15 protein-coding genes, 3 tRNA genes and 1 riboswitch are annotated in these 15,779 nt (G+C 39.1%); of the genes, 4 read left to right on the plus strand and 14 right to left on the minus strand.

Features of this window, described 5'->3' with window-relative positions:
* Positions 1–117 precede the first annotated feature (117 nt).
* From AC27FM_RS12895 to lysA, 10 genes are all read right to left on the minus strand, one after another.
* The gene (locus AC27FM_RS12895) at positions 118–441 is read right to left on the minus strand and encodes an AzlD domain-containing protein (protein WP_487088886.1); all 324 of its coding nucleotides are present in this window, start codon (positions 439–441) and stop codon (positions 118–120) included.
* Positions 431–1,147 (minus strand): AzlC family ABC transporter permease, encoded by a 717-nt coding sequence (locus AC27FM_RS12900; protein ID WP_487088888.1) that lies wholly within the window; start codon positions 1,145–1,147, stop codon positions 431–433. The genes AC27FM_RS12895 and AC27FM_RS12900 overlap by 11 nt, the downstream gene beginning before the upstream one ends.
* 97 nt (positions 1,148–1,244) lie before the next feature.
* The gene (locus AC27FM_RS12905) at positions 1,245–2,309 is read right to left on the minus strand and encodes an aspartate-semialdehyde dehydrogenase (protein ID WP_487088890.1); all 1,065 of its coding nucleotides are present in this window, start codon (positions 2,307–2,309) and stop codon (positions 1,245–1,247) included.
* 21 nt (positions 2,310–2,330) lie between these two features.
* Positions 2,331–3,521 carry an aminotransferase class I/II-fold pyridoxal phosphate-dependent enzyme gene (locus tag AC27FM_RS12910; RefSeq protein ID WP_487088892.1) on the minus strand — a complete coding sequence of 397 codons (1,191 nt, stop codon included), beginning with the start codon at positions 3,519–3,521 and terminating at the stop codon, positions 2,331–2,333.
* Positions 3,522–3,580: 59 nt separating this feature from the next.
* Complete coding sequence (locus AC27FM_RS12915) at positions 3,581–4,774, minus strand: aminotransferase class I/II-fold pyridoxal phosphate-dependent enzyme (protein ID WP_487088894.1); 1,194 nt, start codon at positions 4,772–4,774, stop codon at positions 3,581–3,583.
* Positions 4,775–4,787: 13 nt separating this feature from the next.
* Entirely contained in the window at positions 4,788–5,564 is a 777-nt protein-coding gene (gene dapB, locus AC27FM_RS12920) for a 4-hydroxy-tetrahydrodipicolinate reductase (RefSeq protein ID WP_487088896.1), read from the minus strand.
* Positions 5,561–6,448 carry a 4-hydroxy-tetrahydrodipicolinate synthase gene (dapA, locus tag AC27FM_RS12925; RefSeq protein WP_487088898.1) on the minus strand — a complete coding sequence of 296 codons (888 nt, stop codon included), beginning with the start codon at positions 6,446–6,448 and terminating at the stop codon, positions 5,561–5,563. The genes dapB and dapA overlap by 4 nt, the downstream gene beginning before the upstream one ends.
* A complete protein-coding gene (locus AC27FM_RS12930) occupies positions 6,449–7,603 on the minus strand; it encodes an N-acetyldiaminopimelate deacetylase (protein WP_487088900.1) in 1,155 nt (384 codons plus the stop codon).
* 2 nt (positions 7,604–7,605) lie between these two features.
* Positions 7,606–8,304 carry a 2,3,4,5-tetrahydropyridine-2,6-dicarboxylate N-acetyltransferase gene (gene dapD, locus AC27FM_RS12935; protein WP_487088902.1) on the minus strand — a complete coding sequence of 233 codons (699 nt, stop codon included), beginning with the start codon at positions 8,302–8,304 and terminating at the stop codon, positions 7,606–7,608.
* A gap of 54 nt (positions 8,305–8,358) precedes the next feature.
* Positions 8,359–9,657 (minus strand): diaminopimelate decarboxylase, encoded by a 1,299-nt coding sequence (gene lysA / locus AC27FM_RS12940; protein ID WP_487088904.1) that lies wholly within the window; start codon positions 9,655–9,657, stop codon positions 8,359–8,361.
* A gap of 93 nt (positions 9,658–9,750) precedes the next feature.
* Positions 9,751–9,929, minus strand: a riboswitch (Lysine riboswitch).
* Between the two features lie 163 nt (positions 9,930–10,092).
* Between lysA and AC27FM_RS12945 the strand changes: the two genes are divergently transcribed.
* Together AC27FM_RS12945 and dapF are read left to right on the plus strand one after the other, a co-directional pair.
* The gene (locus AC27FM_RS12945; RefSeq protein WP_487088906.1) at positions 10,093–11,448 is read left to right on the plus strand and encodes an aspartate kinase; all 1,356 of its coding nucleotides are present in this window, start codon (positions 10,093–10,095) and stop codon (positions 11,446–11,448) included.
* A gap of 21 nt (positions 11,449–11,469) precedes the next feature.
* The gene (gene dapF / locus AC27FM_RS12950; RefSeq protein WP_487088908.1) at positions 11,470–12,453 is read left to right on the plus strand and encodes a diaminopimelate epimerase; all 984 of its coding nucleotides are present in this window, start codon (positions 11,470–11,472) and stop codon (positions 12,451–12,453) included.
* A gap of 148 nt (positions 12,454–12,601) precedes the next feature.
* Here dapF and AC27FM_RS12955 read toward each other — a convergent pair whose 3' ends face one another.
* On the minus strand, positions 12,602–13,699 hold the full coding sequence (locus AC27FM_RS12955; protein ID WP_487088909.1) for a CAP domain-containing protein: 1,098 nt from the start codon (positions 13,697–13,699) through the stop codon (positions 12,602–12,604).
* A 395-nt stretch (positions 13,700–14,094) separates the two neighbouring features.
* On the opposite strand from AC27FM_RS12955, the gene AC27FM_RS12960 reads away from it, so the two are divergent.
* Positions 14,095–14,796 carry a S24 family peptidase gene (locus AC27FM_RS12960; RefSeq protein ID WP_487088911.1) on the plus strand — a complete coding sequence of 234 codons (702 nt, stop codon included), beginning with the start codon at positions 14,095–14,097 and terminating at the stop codon, positions 14,794–14,796.
* A gap of 90 nt (positions 14,797–14,886) precedes the next feature.
* Positions 14,887–15,165 carry a hypothetical protein gene (locus AC27FM_RS12965; RefSeq protein WP_487088913.1) on the plus strand — a complete coding sequence of 93 codons (279 nt, stop codon included), beginning with the start codon at positions 14,887–14,889 and terminating at the stop codon, positions 15,163–15,165.
* A gap of 81 nt (positions 15,166–15,246) precedes the next feature.
* Here the strand turns inward: AC27FM_RS12965 and AC27FM_RS12970 are convergent.
* The 3 genes from AC27FM_RS12970 to AC27FM_RS12980 form a co-directional block, all read right to left on the minus strand.
* Positions 15,247–15,320: transfer RNA gene (locus AC27FM_RS12970), tRNA-Arg, on the minus strand.
* 188 nt (positions 15,321–15,508) lie between these two features.
* Positions 15,509–15,598: transfer RNA gene (locus AC27FM_RS12975), tRNA-Ser, on the minus strand.
* Positions 15,599–15,706: 108 nt separating this feature from the next.
* Positions 15,707–15,779: transfer RNA gene (locus AC27FM_RS12980), tRNA-Asn, on the minus strand.

A 15,779-nucleotide genomic window follows, 5' to 3' on the forward strand; every position in this document is an offset into this window, starting at 1 on the left:
AAAAACGCCTCACGGCGTTAATTATCAAGCATTCATCTACCTGATTACAATCAGGAGATTTCTGCCTCAATTTTTAATTAAACGATACAACATAAACAGCACTTCTCACAACTAATATTACATAACTAATCTGACTATTGCCATAGCGATTATGCCCACAATCACCGTCTTCATCAAGTCCTTTAACCATACCGCCGTTATGACAGTTGGCACCAAAGCAATGACCACGTCCCACTTAGGAGTAGCCACTGTCCCCGCCTTGGCATTGAAGACCGTCTCTAGCAATAAGGCACAGAGAATCGACAAAGGTAAATACTGTAAGAATCTCGTTACGATAGCTGGAAATTTGACCATTTTTCCTAAAATAAATGGTGTGATCCGTGGAATCCAAGTAACCAGTGCGCTTCCAATCAATATCAATAATATATTTTTACTTATCATATGAGATACCCCCTACTAAACAACCTAGTAAGGCTGAAATGATCACTGCTACTGACGAACTAACTAAGCCTAATAATACATACAAACTGATCACAACGGTGACCACTACCGCGATCGACTTCTTCATATTCTTCGATAATTCCCATTCGAATTGAGTAAGGAACAGACCAGCAAACATCGCTGTAAGGGCGAAGTCTAAGCCGAATTGTTCAGGATTACTAATAAAGTTCCCGACTAATCCACCTAGGAAAGTGGCAACGATCCAAGTAATATACGCTGTGATATTCAACCCTTCCATCCATCGCAACGAAAAATTCTTCTCTTGTGCAACGGTTGTTGAAAAGACGGCAAATGATTCATCAGTCAATAATGAACCAACTGACACATTGCTCAACAGTGACTCTTCACGGAAGTGCGGACTGGCGGTCATACTCATCAATAAATGTCTAAGGTTAACTAAGAATACCGTCATAACGATACCCGTAATCGAAGTATTAGCTAACAGTAGTCCACACATGACAAACTGCGAACTCCCTCCATATACGATTGCAGACATTAATGTGATTTCGAATAAGTTTAAATGTGAATTGATCCCAACGATCCCAAAAGAAAATCCAATACCTAAATACCCTAGAATTGTGGGCAGACAACTCTTCACTCCATCCCTAAATGTTGTATAACCAGTATCTGTCTTTACTTCCTCCATATAAGTCACCTCACTAAAAATTTCATTTAAAAAATAAAAAAAGCCCTGAGTGATAGCATATTCTCCATGCTACCAAACAAGACTCAATCAATAAATACTATTTAACTTCAACAAGATCATCAGCAACTAATCGTTCAGCGATTTGTACTGTATTCCAAGCGGCACCCTTCAATAAGTTGTCAGAAACAACCCACATATTGAATGCTCCTTGGTTCTCTAGATCTGGACGAATACGTCCCACAAACGTGTCACGTTTGCCTGTTGCATCAATTGGTTGTGGATAAACTTGGTGTTCAGGATCGTCTTGCAAAACTGCTCCCGGTGCTTCATCAATCAACTTACGGATTGCTTCAACACTTGCATTTTCTTTATCCTCAACTTCGATATAGATAGACTCCCCGTGACTGATTGGAACAGGTACACGTACACAGGTAGCTGTTACTTTGATCTTAGGATCATCCATATCCCCAAGCATAATCTTCTTCGTTTCATGAATCATCTTCCACTCTTCGTGTGAATAGAGATTTTCTTCCAGCACATCAATTTGTGGCAACAGGTTGAATGCCAATGGATAATGTTTCTTATCACCTTTAGTTGGCATGATCTCAGCAGTCATTTCCTTACCATCAAGGAAATCTTGAGCTTCACTATATAGTTCGTTCAAGGCACTTTGACCAGCACCTGATGCTGCTTGATATGTTGAAACGATAATTTGCTTCAAACCATAAGCTTTTCTAATCGGTTCAAGCGCAACCATCATTTGAATAGTGGAACAATTAGGATTAGCAATAATTCCATGATGATTATAAAGGGCTTGTTCATTAACTTCTGGTACAACCAATGGAACTTCTGGATCCATTCTGAATGCACTAGTGTTATCGACACAGACGGCGCCACGTTTAACTGCTTCGGGCAATAATTTCTTTGATACGGCTCCACCAGCTGATGCAAGAACAAGATCTACACCTTCAAATGACTCTGGTTTAGCTTCCTCAACAACCACGTCTTGACCCTTAAATTGAAGTGTTTTACCAGCCGAGCGGCTTGATGCCAACAATCTGATTTTTGATACAGGAATTGTTGATTGCTCCAATTGTTGAATTAGGCGAGTTCCTACGGCACCCGTTGCACCTAAAATAGCTACTTCATAACCTTCACTCATAATATTCATCCTTTTATATTTTTAATTTTCTAATGTTTCTGTGAATGCACGTAAACGTTTCATGGCTTCTTTAATATCTTCCATTGATGAAGCGTATGACATTCTAAAGTGTCCCTCTCCACCGTTACCAAAGGCTGAACCCGGTGTAACACCGACTTTTCCTTCTTCGGCAAGTTTTGTGGCGAATTCAACATCACTCAATCCAAATTTGTCAGGAATTGCTGAGAATGTATAGAAAGCACCTTCTGGTAGTAAGGTCTTATAACCAATATCATTTAATTGCTCAACGATATAGTCACGACGCTCTTTGTAGATTTTACGCATAGCGACTGGATCTTCGATACCATTTTCTAGAGCTTCTTGTGCGGCATATTGTGCTGGATTTGATGGAGCCGTTACAGTATATGCATGCATCTTACCCGCATTGACCACAAAGTCAGCTGGTGCAGCTACATAACCAATACGGTAACCCGTCATAGCGTGTGATTTTGACAATCCATTGATCAAGATAGTCTTACCAGGCATCAATTTAGCTAGACACACATGCTCACGACCGTATATCAATTCAGAATAGATTTCATCTGAGATAACGAACATTGATTTGTCTTTGACAACGTCAATGATTTCTTCAAGTTGATCTTGTGAATAAACAAAACCAGTTGGATTACCTGGGAAGTTCAAGATCAATGCTTTGACTTTGTCTGCGCCTTCTCGTTCGATTACTTCTGATAGTTTTTTACCAGTTAAACGAAAATCATCTGGTGTGGTATCGACTTGGACAGGGATTCCACCTAGCACTTTGATGATTGGCAAGTAAAGAGCAAATGTTGGTGTTGGAACAATGACCTTGTCACCGGGATTGATGATAGCTGCTAATGAAACGAAAACAGCTTCAGTTGCACCGATCGTTACGATTACTTCAGTCTCTGGATCATAATCAACATCATATTGTTTCTTTAAGTAACCTGATACAGCACTTCTCAGCTCGATCGTACCGCGTTGTTCTGTATAGTGAGATTTATTATCTTCGATACTCTTGATAGCTGCGGCCTTAACGTGTTCGGGTACATTAAAATCTGGTTCACCCAATGTCAATTTGATAATTCCAGGAATCTTTGAGAATTTTTGTGCAAAAAATCTAATCTGCGAAATTCCCATTGGTGCGATTGTTTCATTTACAACATTCTTAACAGATGAATCTAATTTTGGCATAACATACTCTCTCCTATTTTTTGTTTGTAACCTTCATTATAACAAAAATCCTTATTCAATTAGTTTTTTTGTAATAGTTTGTCAGTAAATTCTTCCAGACGCTTCATACCTTCTTTGATAGCGTCCATTGAAGTAGCATAAGAAATTCTGAAGTAACCTTCACCAGCATCACCGAATGCATCACCTGGGATAACGCCGACTTTTCCTTCCTTAGCTAATTTCAAACAGAAGTCATTTGAGTTGAGTTTGATTCCAGCAGGAATCTTAGGGAATACGTAGAATGCTCCATCAGGTTTGACTGTTTCATAACCCATATTGTTGAGGGCGTCGACGATGAAATCACGACGTTCTTTATATGTTTTACGCATTTCAACTGGGTCTTCGTGTCCATTCTTCAAGGCTTCTTCAGCTGCAAATTGAGCCGGGTTTGATGGACAAGTAACTGCGAATGAATGAACGTTAGCAGCTTGTTCAACGAAGCCTTTTGGTGCTGCAATGTAGCCGATACGGTAACCCGTCATAGCATGTGACTTACTCAATCCATTGATAAGAATTGTTTGTCCGGGTAGTACGCTGGCAAATGAAACGTGTTTTTCACCGTATACTAGTTGGCTGTAGATTTCATCAGAGATGACATATATGCCTTTGTCACGAACGACGTCAGCCAATGCTTCTAGCTCGTCCTTTGTGTATACCACACCAGTTGGATTACCGGGATAGTTGATGATCAATGCCTTAGCGGCTGGTCCTTCTTCGTCGATCACTTTAGCCAGTTTTTCAGGTGTGATCTTGAAACCATCTTTTGAAGTATCCACTTCAACCGGAACACCACCGACTAATTTAATATCATCCATGTACATTGAGAATGTAGGTGTTGGAACAATAACTTTTTCGCCAGGATTAAGGATAGTGTAGAGAGATGTAAAAATAGCCTCAGTTGCACCAATCGTTACGATAACTTCTGTATCAGGGTCATACTTTACACCGTAATCATTTGATAAGTAATCACTGATTGCTTGACGCAAACCGGGAATACCTTTTTGTGGTGTGTAATGTGATTGGTTGTCATTAATGCTCTTGATAGCGGCTTGTTTAGCGTGTTCAGGGACATTAAAATCTGGTTCACCTAAGGTCAATTTGACAATTCCGGGAATACCGGCAATTTTTGAATTGAAGGCAAGAATTTTGTTGTCTCCAAAAGGTTTTACTAATTCGTTTTCTATATTTTCTACACTTTTTGCTAATTCTGGCATATGAACATCTCCATTAAATAATTTTTTCTAATCCAATAATTAATTCATCACGTGACATAACTTCGTTTATGGCAAGGTGTACACCCTTCATAAATGACTCACGATCAGTCGTACTTTGTTTGATGACTAAATTCTCGCCCGTTCCACCAAAGACGACTTCTTCATCAGCGATAAATCCTGGCAGACGAATCGCATGAATCTTGATGCCGTGATAATCACCACCACGTGTACCTAGTGGATCAGTTTCTTTAGGGTTTTCGACTTGATCTTTTTGTTGAACTTCATAAATCAATCGAGCTGTATTTAGAGCTGTTCCTGAAGGGGAATCAAGCTTATCCTGATGATGTGTTTCAACGATTTCTGCTTGATCAAAGTATTTTGCCGCTACTTGAGCAAACTTCATCATCAATACAGCCGAGATACCAAAGTTAGATGCAATGATGCCACCGATTTTTTTGCTATCAGCCAATGATTTTAATTCACTAACTTGTGTTTCGCTCAGGCCACTAGTGCCGATAACTGGGCGATAACCGTGTTCGATTGCAAATTTTGTATTGTCAAACACTGCTGTTGGAATACTGAAATCGACCCATATATCAGCTTCAATGTCGATCTGTGACAAGTCATTGTATACTTTGACAGCGTCATCTAAGTCATAGTTTGCAGGCTCTAAGTCGGAGATGATGGGATTGAAAACTCCAACCAACTGAAAATCCTCAGTCTCATTAACCATCTTGACTGCCTTTTGGCCCATAGAACCATTGAATCCAGATATGATTACTTTTATCACTTGATTACCTCCTGAATATTCAACTTATTGAATAGCACGCTCTTCTCCTCATCATCCAATGGAGGAATTGGTAAACGGCATCCACCAACATGATACCCTATTTCATTCAATGCGGCTTTAGTTGGTGCAGGAGATGGATACATGAATAATGCTGCCATCTTTGGAGTTAGGTCACGTTGAATGGCGCCGGCGGCTTGGTAATTGCCACTGTCTAATTGCTTGTACATCTCACTGATCGATTCACCAAAAACATGAGCAGCAACTGAAATCAAGCCATTAGCACCGATTACCTTAGCGAAGAGTGCCTGTGCATCTTCACCACTGTAAATTGCGAAGTCATCAGCCGTATTTTCAACGATATATTCCAAGTCTTCAAGTGTATGACATTGCTTTACTCCGGCGATATTGGGATATTTTGATAATTCTACAACCGTTTCCTTTTGCATCAATACACCAGTTCTACCAGGGATATTGTAGATGATCACTGGTAATGAAGTAGCGTCAGCCACCGCTTCGAAGTGGGCGATCATCCCTTTTTGATTAGGCTTGTTGTAGTATGGAACGACTACCAATGCAGCATCGATACCTTTGATCTCAGCTACCTTTTTAGTCAAATCGATCGTCCCTTGTGTATTATTACTACCAACACCGGCGATCACTGGTACACGTCCAGCAACGATGTCAACAAAGCGTGAATACAGCTCGATTTTTTCATCATCCGTCAAAGTTGGCGTCTCACCAGTAGTTCCTCCGACGATAAATCCTTTAGTACCGGTATCTAACAAGTGATTTGCTAGTTTTTCCAGTGCACCAAAGTCGATTTCATTTGTATCATCTGTAAATGGGGTAACAATTGCGGTCATTAAGTCTACATTTTCTAACATCTATTTCTCCTCCGAGTCCATTCGGTTATTTAAAAAGCCAGTAAATGCTTTAATACCATCTTTAATTGCTGTTTCATTTGGTAAGAAATCTGCTGAATGTAAAGACCCCGGACTATCAACACCTAACCAAAACATCGTGCCGGGAATCTTATTCAATAAATATCCAAAATCTTCACCAGTCATTGCTGGAGCCATATCTTGATACTTATTGTCTGACTTCTTCATGAAGTCAATAAATCTAGTCGTTAATTCTGGATTATTCTCAACTGGATAATAACCACCTTGATTAAAATCCAGTTCTATCTTGGCATTGAAGGATAATTCCAATCCACGTGCCACTTCAATGATGCGTTCACGAATGAATTCGATTATATCTTGAGTCAATCCACGAATCGTACCTTCGATCCTTGCTGTACCTGCGATAATATTTCTGATCGTACCTGCGTCTAGTTTGCCAAATGTGATCACACCACACTTGGTTGGGTCGATATTTCTTGAAATGATCGTTTGTACTTGAGTGATGAAATTAGCCGCGATTACAACAGCATCGTTAGCATCGTGTGGATAGGCAGCGTGACCACTCGTTCCATGGATCGTCACATTGACCTCAGTCGTGCCTGCGAACAAAGTCCCATTCCGACATCCGATGACCCCAGATGGAAGATCCGCATTGTCATGCAATCCATAGAATTCATCGACTTGATATTCTCCCTCAAAAGCTCCCAAATCATAGGCCTGTCGCCCACCACTCTCACTCTCTTCAGCTGGCTGAAAGAAAAACACCAAGTTATCTTTAGGCTGATGTTCTGAGTAGTAATTCAATATCCCCAAGGCGACTGTCATGTGTAAGTCATGTCCACAAGCGTGCATTACTCCTGGATGCTTAGAAGCGTATTCCAAGCCATTATTTTCTGTCACTGGCAAGGCATCCATATCAGCTCGATAACCGATCGTGCGTTTAGGAGCACTACCAGTTACATGAACTAACAAAGCCGTTGGTAATTCTGGAAGTTCCTTTAGTTTCAGATAGGTTTGGGGAAATGTTGCAATGATCTGTTTCAAGTGCTCGTGTGTCTTTGTCTCATGTAATGCTAATTCTGGGATCTGATGAAATTCTCGTCTAATCTGAATTAGTTCCGCTTCAGTAAGAGTCATGATTACAACTTCCTTAAAGTACTTTCGATATGTGTTTTATCAGTTGTTTGTTGATCTTTGACTTTGATCACCTTTGCGGGAATACCAGCGACAACTTCATTCGGAGCAACATCTTTAGTAACGACCGCTCCAGCACCAACGACAGCATTATCACCGACTTGAACTCCTTCAAGTACTACGGCATTGGCACCGACAGTGACATTATCTCCGATTTTTACAGGATCAGCAGAAGCTGGTTCGATCACACCGGCTAACACCGCGTTAGCACCGATATGTGAGTTCTTACCGACGATAGCACGTCCACCCAGTACCGCTCCCATATCGATCATGCTTCCTGCACCGATCTCAGCTCCGATATTGATAACTGCTCCCATCATGATAACGGCGTTATCACCGATTTCAACTTGATCACGGATAATTGCCCCCGGTTCGATACGAGCATTGATACCCTTGATATCTAGCATTGGTACCGCAGAGTTTTGTGCTGCTGTCTCAATATAGTAATCGTCAACTTCACTTAGTAAGGGTTGAATCTCTGAGTAATCTCCGACTAATAAGCCGTTGGAGTCATTCAAAAAAGATTGAACACTAGCAGGAACGTTGAGTTTAGCAACATCACCTTTAACAAAAACCTTGACCGGCGTTACCTTCTTGGCGTTACCAATATAATTAATAATTTCTTCAGCATTCATCTTGCTCATCGTACTTCCTCCATTTTTTTCAACCTATTATATATGCATAATTACAATTCATTTTTATAAGTAATTCAAATCTAAGTGAGTTAGATCCTCGTATGTTTCTCGTTTGACCACTAACTTGGACTTTCCACCCTCAACGAAGACTACGGCTGGTCGTGGGTTACGATTATAGTTCGAAGCCATTGAATATCCATAGGCGCCTGTGTCTAACATTGCTAGGACATCCCCCGGTTGAACGTCAGGAAGTTTGACTGCATCGATCAAAATATCGCCTGATTCACAATACTTACCAGCTACGTGAACTTCTTGAGTAGGTTTTTCATCCATTTTATTGGCGATGACCGCATCGTATTTTGCTTGATACAAGGCAGGTCGGATGTTATCACCCATACCACCGTCAACATTGATGTAGGACTTTAGATTCGGGATATCCTTGTGTGAACCGATCGTATACAAGTTGTATCCAGCAGGACCAACTATTGAACGTCCTGGTTCGATCCAGATCTCCGGTAATGCCAAACCATCTTTTTTGGAATCCTCGGTAATAACCTCGGTAATTTGCTTGATGAAGACATCCGCACCGATCGGTTCATCATCAGCAGTATAACTGATTCCAAAACCTCCGCCAAGATTCAAAACCTGTGGCGTGAAATCATATTTTTGATGCCAGTCATTAGATATTTCTACCATCTTATGTGCTAACATCGTGAACCCTTCAACTCCAAAAATCTGTGAACCAATGTGAGCGTGGATTCCAATCAAATTCATATCTGAATTTTTCAAAACTAATTGCAACGCTTCTTCTGCTTGACCAGATTCAACATCAAATCCAAACTTACTGTCAACTTGACCCGTTTGATCGTATTTGTGAGTATGTGCTGAGATACCGGGTGTCAATCTCAACATCACATTGATCGAAGCCTGTTTTTCTTTTAATACTTTTTCTAATAATTCAATCTCGTAGAAATTATCGATGATAATAACACCGATGTGGTTATCTACTGCCAATTCTAATTCTTCTAATGATTTATTATTGCCGTGAAAACTGATTTTATCAGCTGGGAAACCGGCTTTTAATGCTGTAAATAATTCTCCTCCAGAAACAACATCAGTATGCAGATGTTCTTGTTTCAAAACCTGATACATTGCGACTGTGGCAAAGGCCTTACTTGCATAGCTGATTTGGTATTTGAATCCACTTTGTTCGAAGCTAGTACGAAAATCTTGGATAGTCTGACGAATTTGATCAACATCGTAAACGACTAACGGTGTTCCGTATTCCTTAGCCAATTCTATACTGTCAGCACCGCCGATAATCAGGTGTCCGTCAGAACTCTTTAATTCACTACTAATCATAATTTATAAACAACCTTTCCGGAGAGATGGGATAAAAAAAGACCCCTTTGCTCAAAACAAAGAGATCCAAAATCAAAATTATTCTGCATCATATTTGTCATAAGCTCACCGCAGCGACGTTTTACTGCGACAGTTCATGTCCTCTTATTGACATGTCCCAGCATACCGAATCCTGCAAATCCGGCGCTTCGGCAACCTTCCCTTTCAATAAGTTCAATGCCTTGCAGTGACTCCCTTATTTACTAATGTCAGTTGCGACCTCTTTTGTTTTGTTGCTTAAAAGATTATAACAGTTCTAATAATTCGTCAAGGTAAATTAACCACTTTCATGGTTTTTTTAATTTATTAAAAATTTATCTTGTTTTAACGCACAAAACTGCTAAACTTTTCATTAAAAATGTATTAATGTTTCAAATAATTAATGAGGTGATTGATGTGAAAGTCGTCAAATTTGGCGGTAGTTCGCTAGCAGATGGTGAACAGTTCCAAAAGGTAATAAATATTGTAAAGAGTGATAACGATCGAAAAGTTATCGTCACATCTGCACCTGGTAAACGTTTCAAAGGGGACATTAAAGTCACTGATCTTTTAATTAAATACGCAAATGAAGTCTTGAATGATGAAGACTATAAAGATACTTACAATAAAATAGTAACTAGATATAAAGAAATTTGTGATTATTATCAATTAAATGTCGAAACAATACAACTGATCGAAAAGAAATTGACCGATCTTGCTGATGAGAGCTTTTCAGATGACGACCATTTGATGGCCGCCTTCAAAGCACACGGTGAATACTTGAACGCTATCACGCTAGCTGCCGTCCTGAATCACGAAGGTATCAATGCTAAGTTCCTAGATCCCAAGGATGCTGGATTATTACTAGGTGGATCGCCCAACAATGCCGATATCCTACCCGAAACATATACTAATTTGGCTAAGTATACATTTGACGATGCCAAAATAGTCTTCCCAGGATTCTTTGGTTACAGCAAAGATGGATCGATCTATACCTTCACCCGTGGAGGTTCAGACATCACTGGCGCTATCTTGAGCCGTGGATTCAACGCCGATCTCTATGAGAATTTTACAGATGTAGATGCCATCTATGTTGCTAATAACCATGTGGTCGATCATCCACAAGCTATCAAAAAAATGTCTTATCGTGAAATGCGAGAGCTTTCTTATGCTGGTTTCTCAGTTTTTCAAGATGAAGCCATCATCCCTGCTGTTGAAGGACAAATCCCTGTTAACGTCAAAAACACTAACAACCCAACAGCTTCTGGAACTATGATCGTACCGTCACAGTTCTTATTCGATCCAGCCAATTTAATTACTGGCATCGCTAGTTCAAAACGTTTTTCAGCCTTATACTTGCATCGTTACTTATTGAATAAAGAAGTCGGATTTACACTTAAATTACTTCAGATTTTTTATAAGTACGGCATCTCTTACGAACACATGCCATCAGGTATCGATGACCTAACAGTGATCTTCGACAAGAGCAAATTAGACGATGAGACCGTTAAACATCTTTGTTCTGATATTAGAGAAACTATTAAACCAGATTACTTGGAATGGATCGATGATTATGCCATCATTATGGTAGTTGGCGAAGGAATCGCTCATAATATCAATACAATTGGATTGGTCATCGATTCACTGACGCAAAACAACATTGCCGTGCATATGATCAATCAAGGTGCGTCGCGTATATCCATCATGATTGGAACTCAGGCAAAAGATGCTGATAAAGCAGTTCAGAATATTTACGATACTTTCTTCGACTAAAAATTTAATGAGGTGAAAAGAATGGCTCAACTTCTAAAGGTTCATGGATCGGAAAATCAATTTTTCATCCTAGATCAAACCAAATTAGATCATGACTTATCCGATGGTGAACTGAAACAACTAGCTATCAAACTGTGTAATCCTAAAAATGACATCTTGGACGGTGCCGATGGCTTATTAGTGGTTAATGACTCTCGATACGATGATTGTTTAGGACAAATGCGTGTTATCAACGCCGATGGTAGTGAAGCAAAAATGTGCGGTAATGGACTACGTACCGTCAGCCGCTACCTATCTGAAAAATTCAATCAAGATTCATTCAAAGTCGAAACACTTGAAACTAACTTGAACGTAAAAAAATCAGACGATTTGTATCACAACGTACCAGCATTCAGTGTTGAGATATCCCCCATCTCCTTTGCTAAAGACGACTTGCCATTTGAATACAAAGGTAAGATGGAATTAGTCGATGAAGAAATACCTGAATTCATCGATGGTCAGACATTCAGCGCTGTTGCAGTACCTAATCCTCACCTGATCAGCTTCGTGGACGAAGTAGATGAAGATGACCTAGGAGAAGTGGGACAGGCTCTGAACGCACCTAATGCCTATTTCCCAGAAGGAGTTAACGTCAGCTTCTGTGAAGTTTTAGATGAGAATAAGTTGTTCGTACAGACATATGAACGTGGCGTAGGCTTCACCAACGCCTGTGGGACAGGAATGTCCGCAACCAGCCTCGTCTTTGCCCTGTTGAATGATAATTACTTCAATCCTGACGAAGACATTACCGTCTATAATCCTGGCGGTATGGTCAAGACTAATATTCAATTGTCAGCACACAAAGAAGATAGCAAGATACGTTTGATCGGTAATGCTACATTCACACATGAACTTGATATTAGTGAAGATGACTTACACTCCGCAACGATTGATGATATAGATATCACTGAAACTGGTGAAGAACTTAATTATCAGGAGTTTGTTAATTCAATTAATGAAGCATAAGATTTTATTTAAATACATCCATTGAGTTTGAGATATTCGAATTCTGGGGATGTATTTTTTGTTTCGTTCGAATTATACAAAGTCAATAAAGTTTCTATGGATCTAAAAAAGCCCTCAAATATATTTGAGGGCTTTTGTTGGGAATTGATTAACGTCCAAAGTCTTGAGCTACATAGAATGTTTTAGTTGACTTATCATAAGCGAAACCGAAGCCTACTCGGGTGAATCGTTGGTCTATCATTACTTTGAAATGACCGGGACTATTCTTGAGCCCAATCATGGCGCTTTTTACTTCATAAATATTGTTAGGATAGCCAGTAGGCCAATTTTTTATGATATTTTCAGAAGCAATGCCGGGAACTTGAGTAATGTAGACCCCGTCTGGTCTAGTATGACTGAATTGAGTAATCAACTCATTAGCTCGAACGTCAGCGAAGCTGATTAGACTAGAATCTAGGGTCAAAGGACCAGCACCATTTTCGGCACGAAGTTCGTTGATTTGCTTGAGCATTTCTTGGTTGAACTCAGCACTTGAATGGAAGACTGTGTCGTTGACATCGCCACTAGGGTCAGTATTAGTATTTGTATCAGAACCTGTATTAGTATCAGGTGTTTGATTATTATTCGAATCAGGATTAATCGTGTTTCCAGTAGTATTATTAGCAGTGTTCAAGTCGTTCGGTGAACCATCGTCTTGAGCATCAAAGATAGTTGACTCGATAGCATCACTGAAGACGTGAGCATATTTGGTGTCTTGCATCTTGACGTATTCGTGAGTCGAAACTTGGAAGAAGATTTTATTGTTCGAAGTGCGAATCATCTTGCCGACTGCCCAAGATGAGTTTGGACCAAGAGCACGGTTGCTAATCTTCTTACCAGTCAGATCACTATACAAGTTAGATGCGCCTGAGTCTTTAGTGACGATAATGCTCTTTTGAACGGGCTTATCTTCAGTATTGAGTGTTGCGTCGCCAGCTCTTAAATATTCGTTAGTCGAAACTTGGTAATAAGGCATATCGTTGATTTTAATCGTTTTGCCGACTCTCCAAGCTGAGTTAGGAGCTACGGCACGATTAGTTATCTTTTGACCAGTCTTTGTGTATAGTGTAGCTGTCCATGAATTGGTCGTAGCCACGACTCCAGTGTCAGCCTTAGTTGTGATTTGACTATTAAAAAGTGCGGTTGAACCCATTAACACAGCTAAACTCGCCATTGTCATTTTTTTGATTGAAGATGATTTTTTCACGATACTTAATCCCCTTAAATTTTATTTTATTAATAATCATGGAACTATTTTTTTACATCAGAAAATCCCTTAAAATATCCATAATTATCTTCAAAGATACGTTTTGATTTTAGTAAGTTTATTATCTAATCAAATCAAAAGAATCATAGTTCCATTGCCCTTATATTCAATATTTAGAGGCTACAATGCACTATAAACTGTACAAAAATCTATTCTTAACTATTTTACTCCCCTCTAAAAGTTCACTGCATCTAACCCCTTCATGGCTAAATATTAACCCCGTTAATGACCAATGTCAACGCAACTAGTTCTACATATTGAACTATGAATATTGAGCATAAGTTCAATGCAAAGTATAATCAAAATTGAAGGAATTATAAAAGGAGATAAACAGTATGGACAAAAAAGTCAGTACTGGCAAGCGTTTACGTCAGTTAATGTTAGAACGTAACTTAAAACAAGTTGACATCATTGATAGAACTATCCCCTTTCAAAGAAGGTATGGTATAACTTTGAAAAAGAACGATCTTAGCCAATACGTCAATGACAAAACCGAACCCAATCAGTATAGGTTATTTCTTTTAGCCAAAGCTTTAGATGTTGATGAGGCGTGGTTGATGGGATTCGATGTTCAAAGGAATATCAATACTAAAGAAATTCATCACAACTTGGGCAAATATAATTACTTTGACAAGGGTTTGTCGGTTTCGATTTTATCGGGAATCGACCCATTTAATACAGAAGAGGTAGAAACGATAACAATATCAGATGAGACCATGGGGATATATGCTGGTGATCCAGAAATATTCATATCTACGGTCCATGACGAAGCCTTGAATCGGATTATACCCAAAGGATCAATGATTGCAATCAAACGTTGCAATACGCTTTCTGAGCTAAAAAATGCCGATATGGTAGTCTTTCAAGATGGAAATCACATCTCCATTAGAAGATTTTATAATGATAGGCGAAGCAAGATAGTGACGTTTTCTCCCGATTCATTAAACAGCACTTATCAACCTATCAGTTACCGCTATGAATCGACTGATAAAATTGCAATAATTGGTAAAATCGTAGTTTACACCGTGAAGCTCTAAAAGATGCAATCTCATCTCAAGCTATGATATTGTTACGTTAGATTAGACTTAATATTGGTTTGAGAACAACAGTTATAAGGGGGCTTTTTCATGATTAAATTACTCTGGAAAGTATTTCTATTTATATTAAGCTTCATGATAATTTTAGCGACGTTATTCAATCCAAAAATGTTACCTTACACGATACCTACACTATTAGTCATCGGCGCCATAATCTATGGCATCTATAAATTCTCAGGCTCCATGATCAATAAGACCACTGACCTGCTAAAGAAAGATAATCCACAAAACAACGATCAAAAATACAGTAACATCCAGCAACAAGGTAAGACAATGAGCCGTGCGGAATTTAAAAAAAGAAATAGATAGGCCTAAGTTATAGGCTTATTTTTTATGAAAGACAAAAAAAGATGACCACAAGTGTGATCATCAATAGTTTAAAACAAGTTATGCGCCTAGTAGGAGTCGAACCTACAACCTTCTGATTCGTAGTCAGACACTCTATCCAATTGCGCTATAGGCGCATGTCAGTAATTAACTTACAAATAATATTGTACCATAATATTTGTATTTGTAAGTAGTTTTTTTGATTTTTTTTGATTTTTTAATTAACAAAACGATTCAGCGTATTTTGATATATTCATCGAAAAAAGCACTGTATCCATTAGATACAGTGCTTCTACACAAATATAAGTTACAGTAAATGGTTCTACGGAGAGTAGGGGATTTGAACCCCTGATACAGGCAATACCCGTATACATGATTTCCAATCATGCTCCTTCAGCCACTCGGACAACTCTCCATGATTAAGAAAAGTATTGGTGCACCCTATTCAATATACAAAAATACATCTAATTCTTACGAACTAGATGTATTTTTTTGTGCACCTAGGTTTTCCTAAGTATAATAACTCCGAATGTCAGACTCGAACTGACGACACCCTGATTAACAGTCAGATGCTCTACCAACTGAGCTAATTCGGA

Source organism: Companilactobacillus sp. y65-5 (assembly GCF_057541095.1).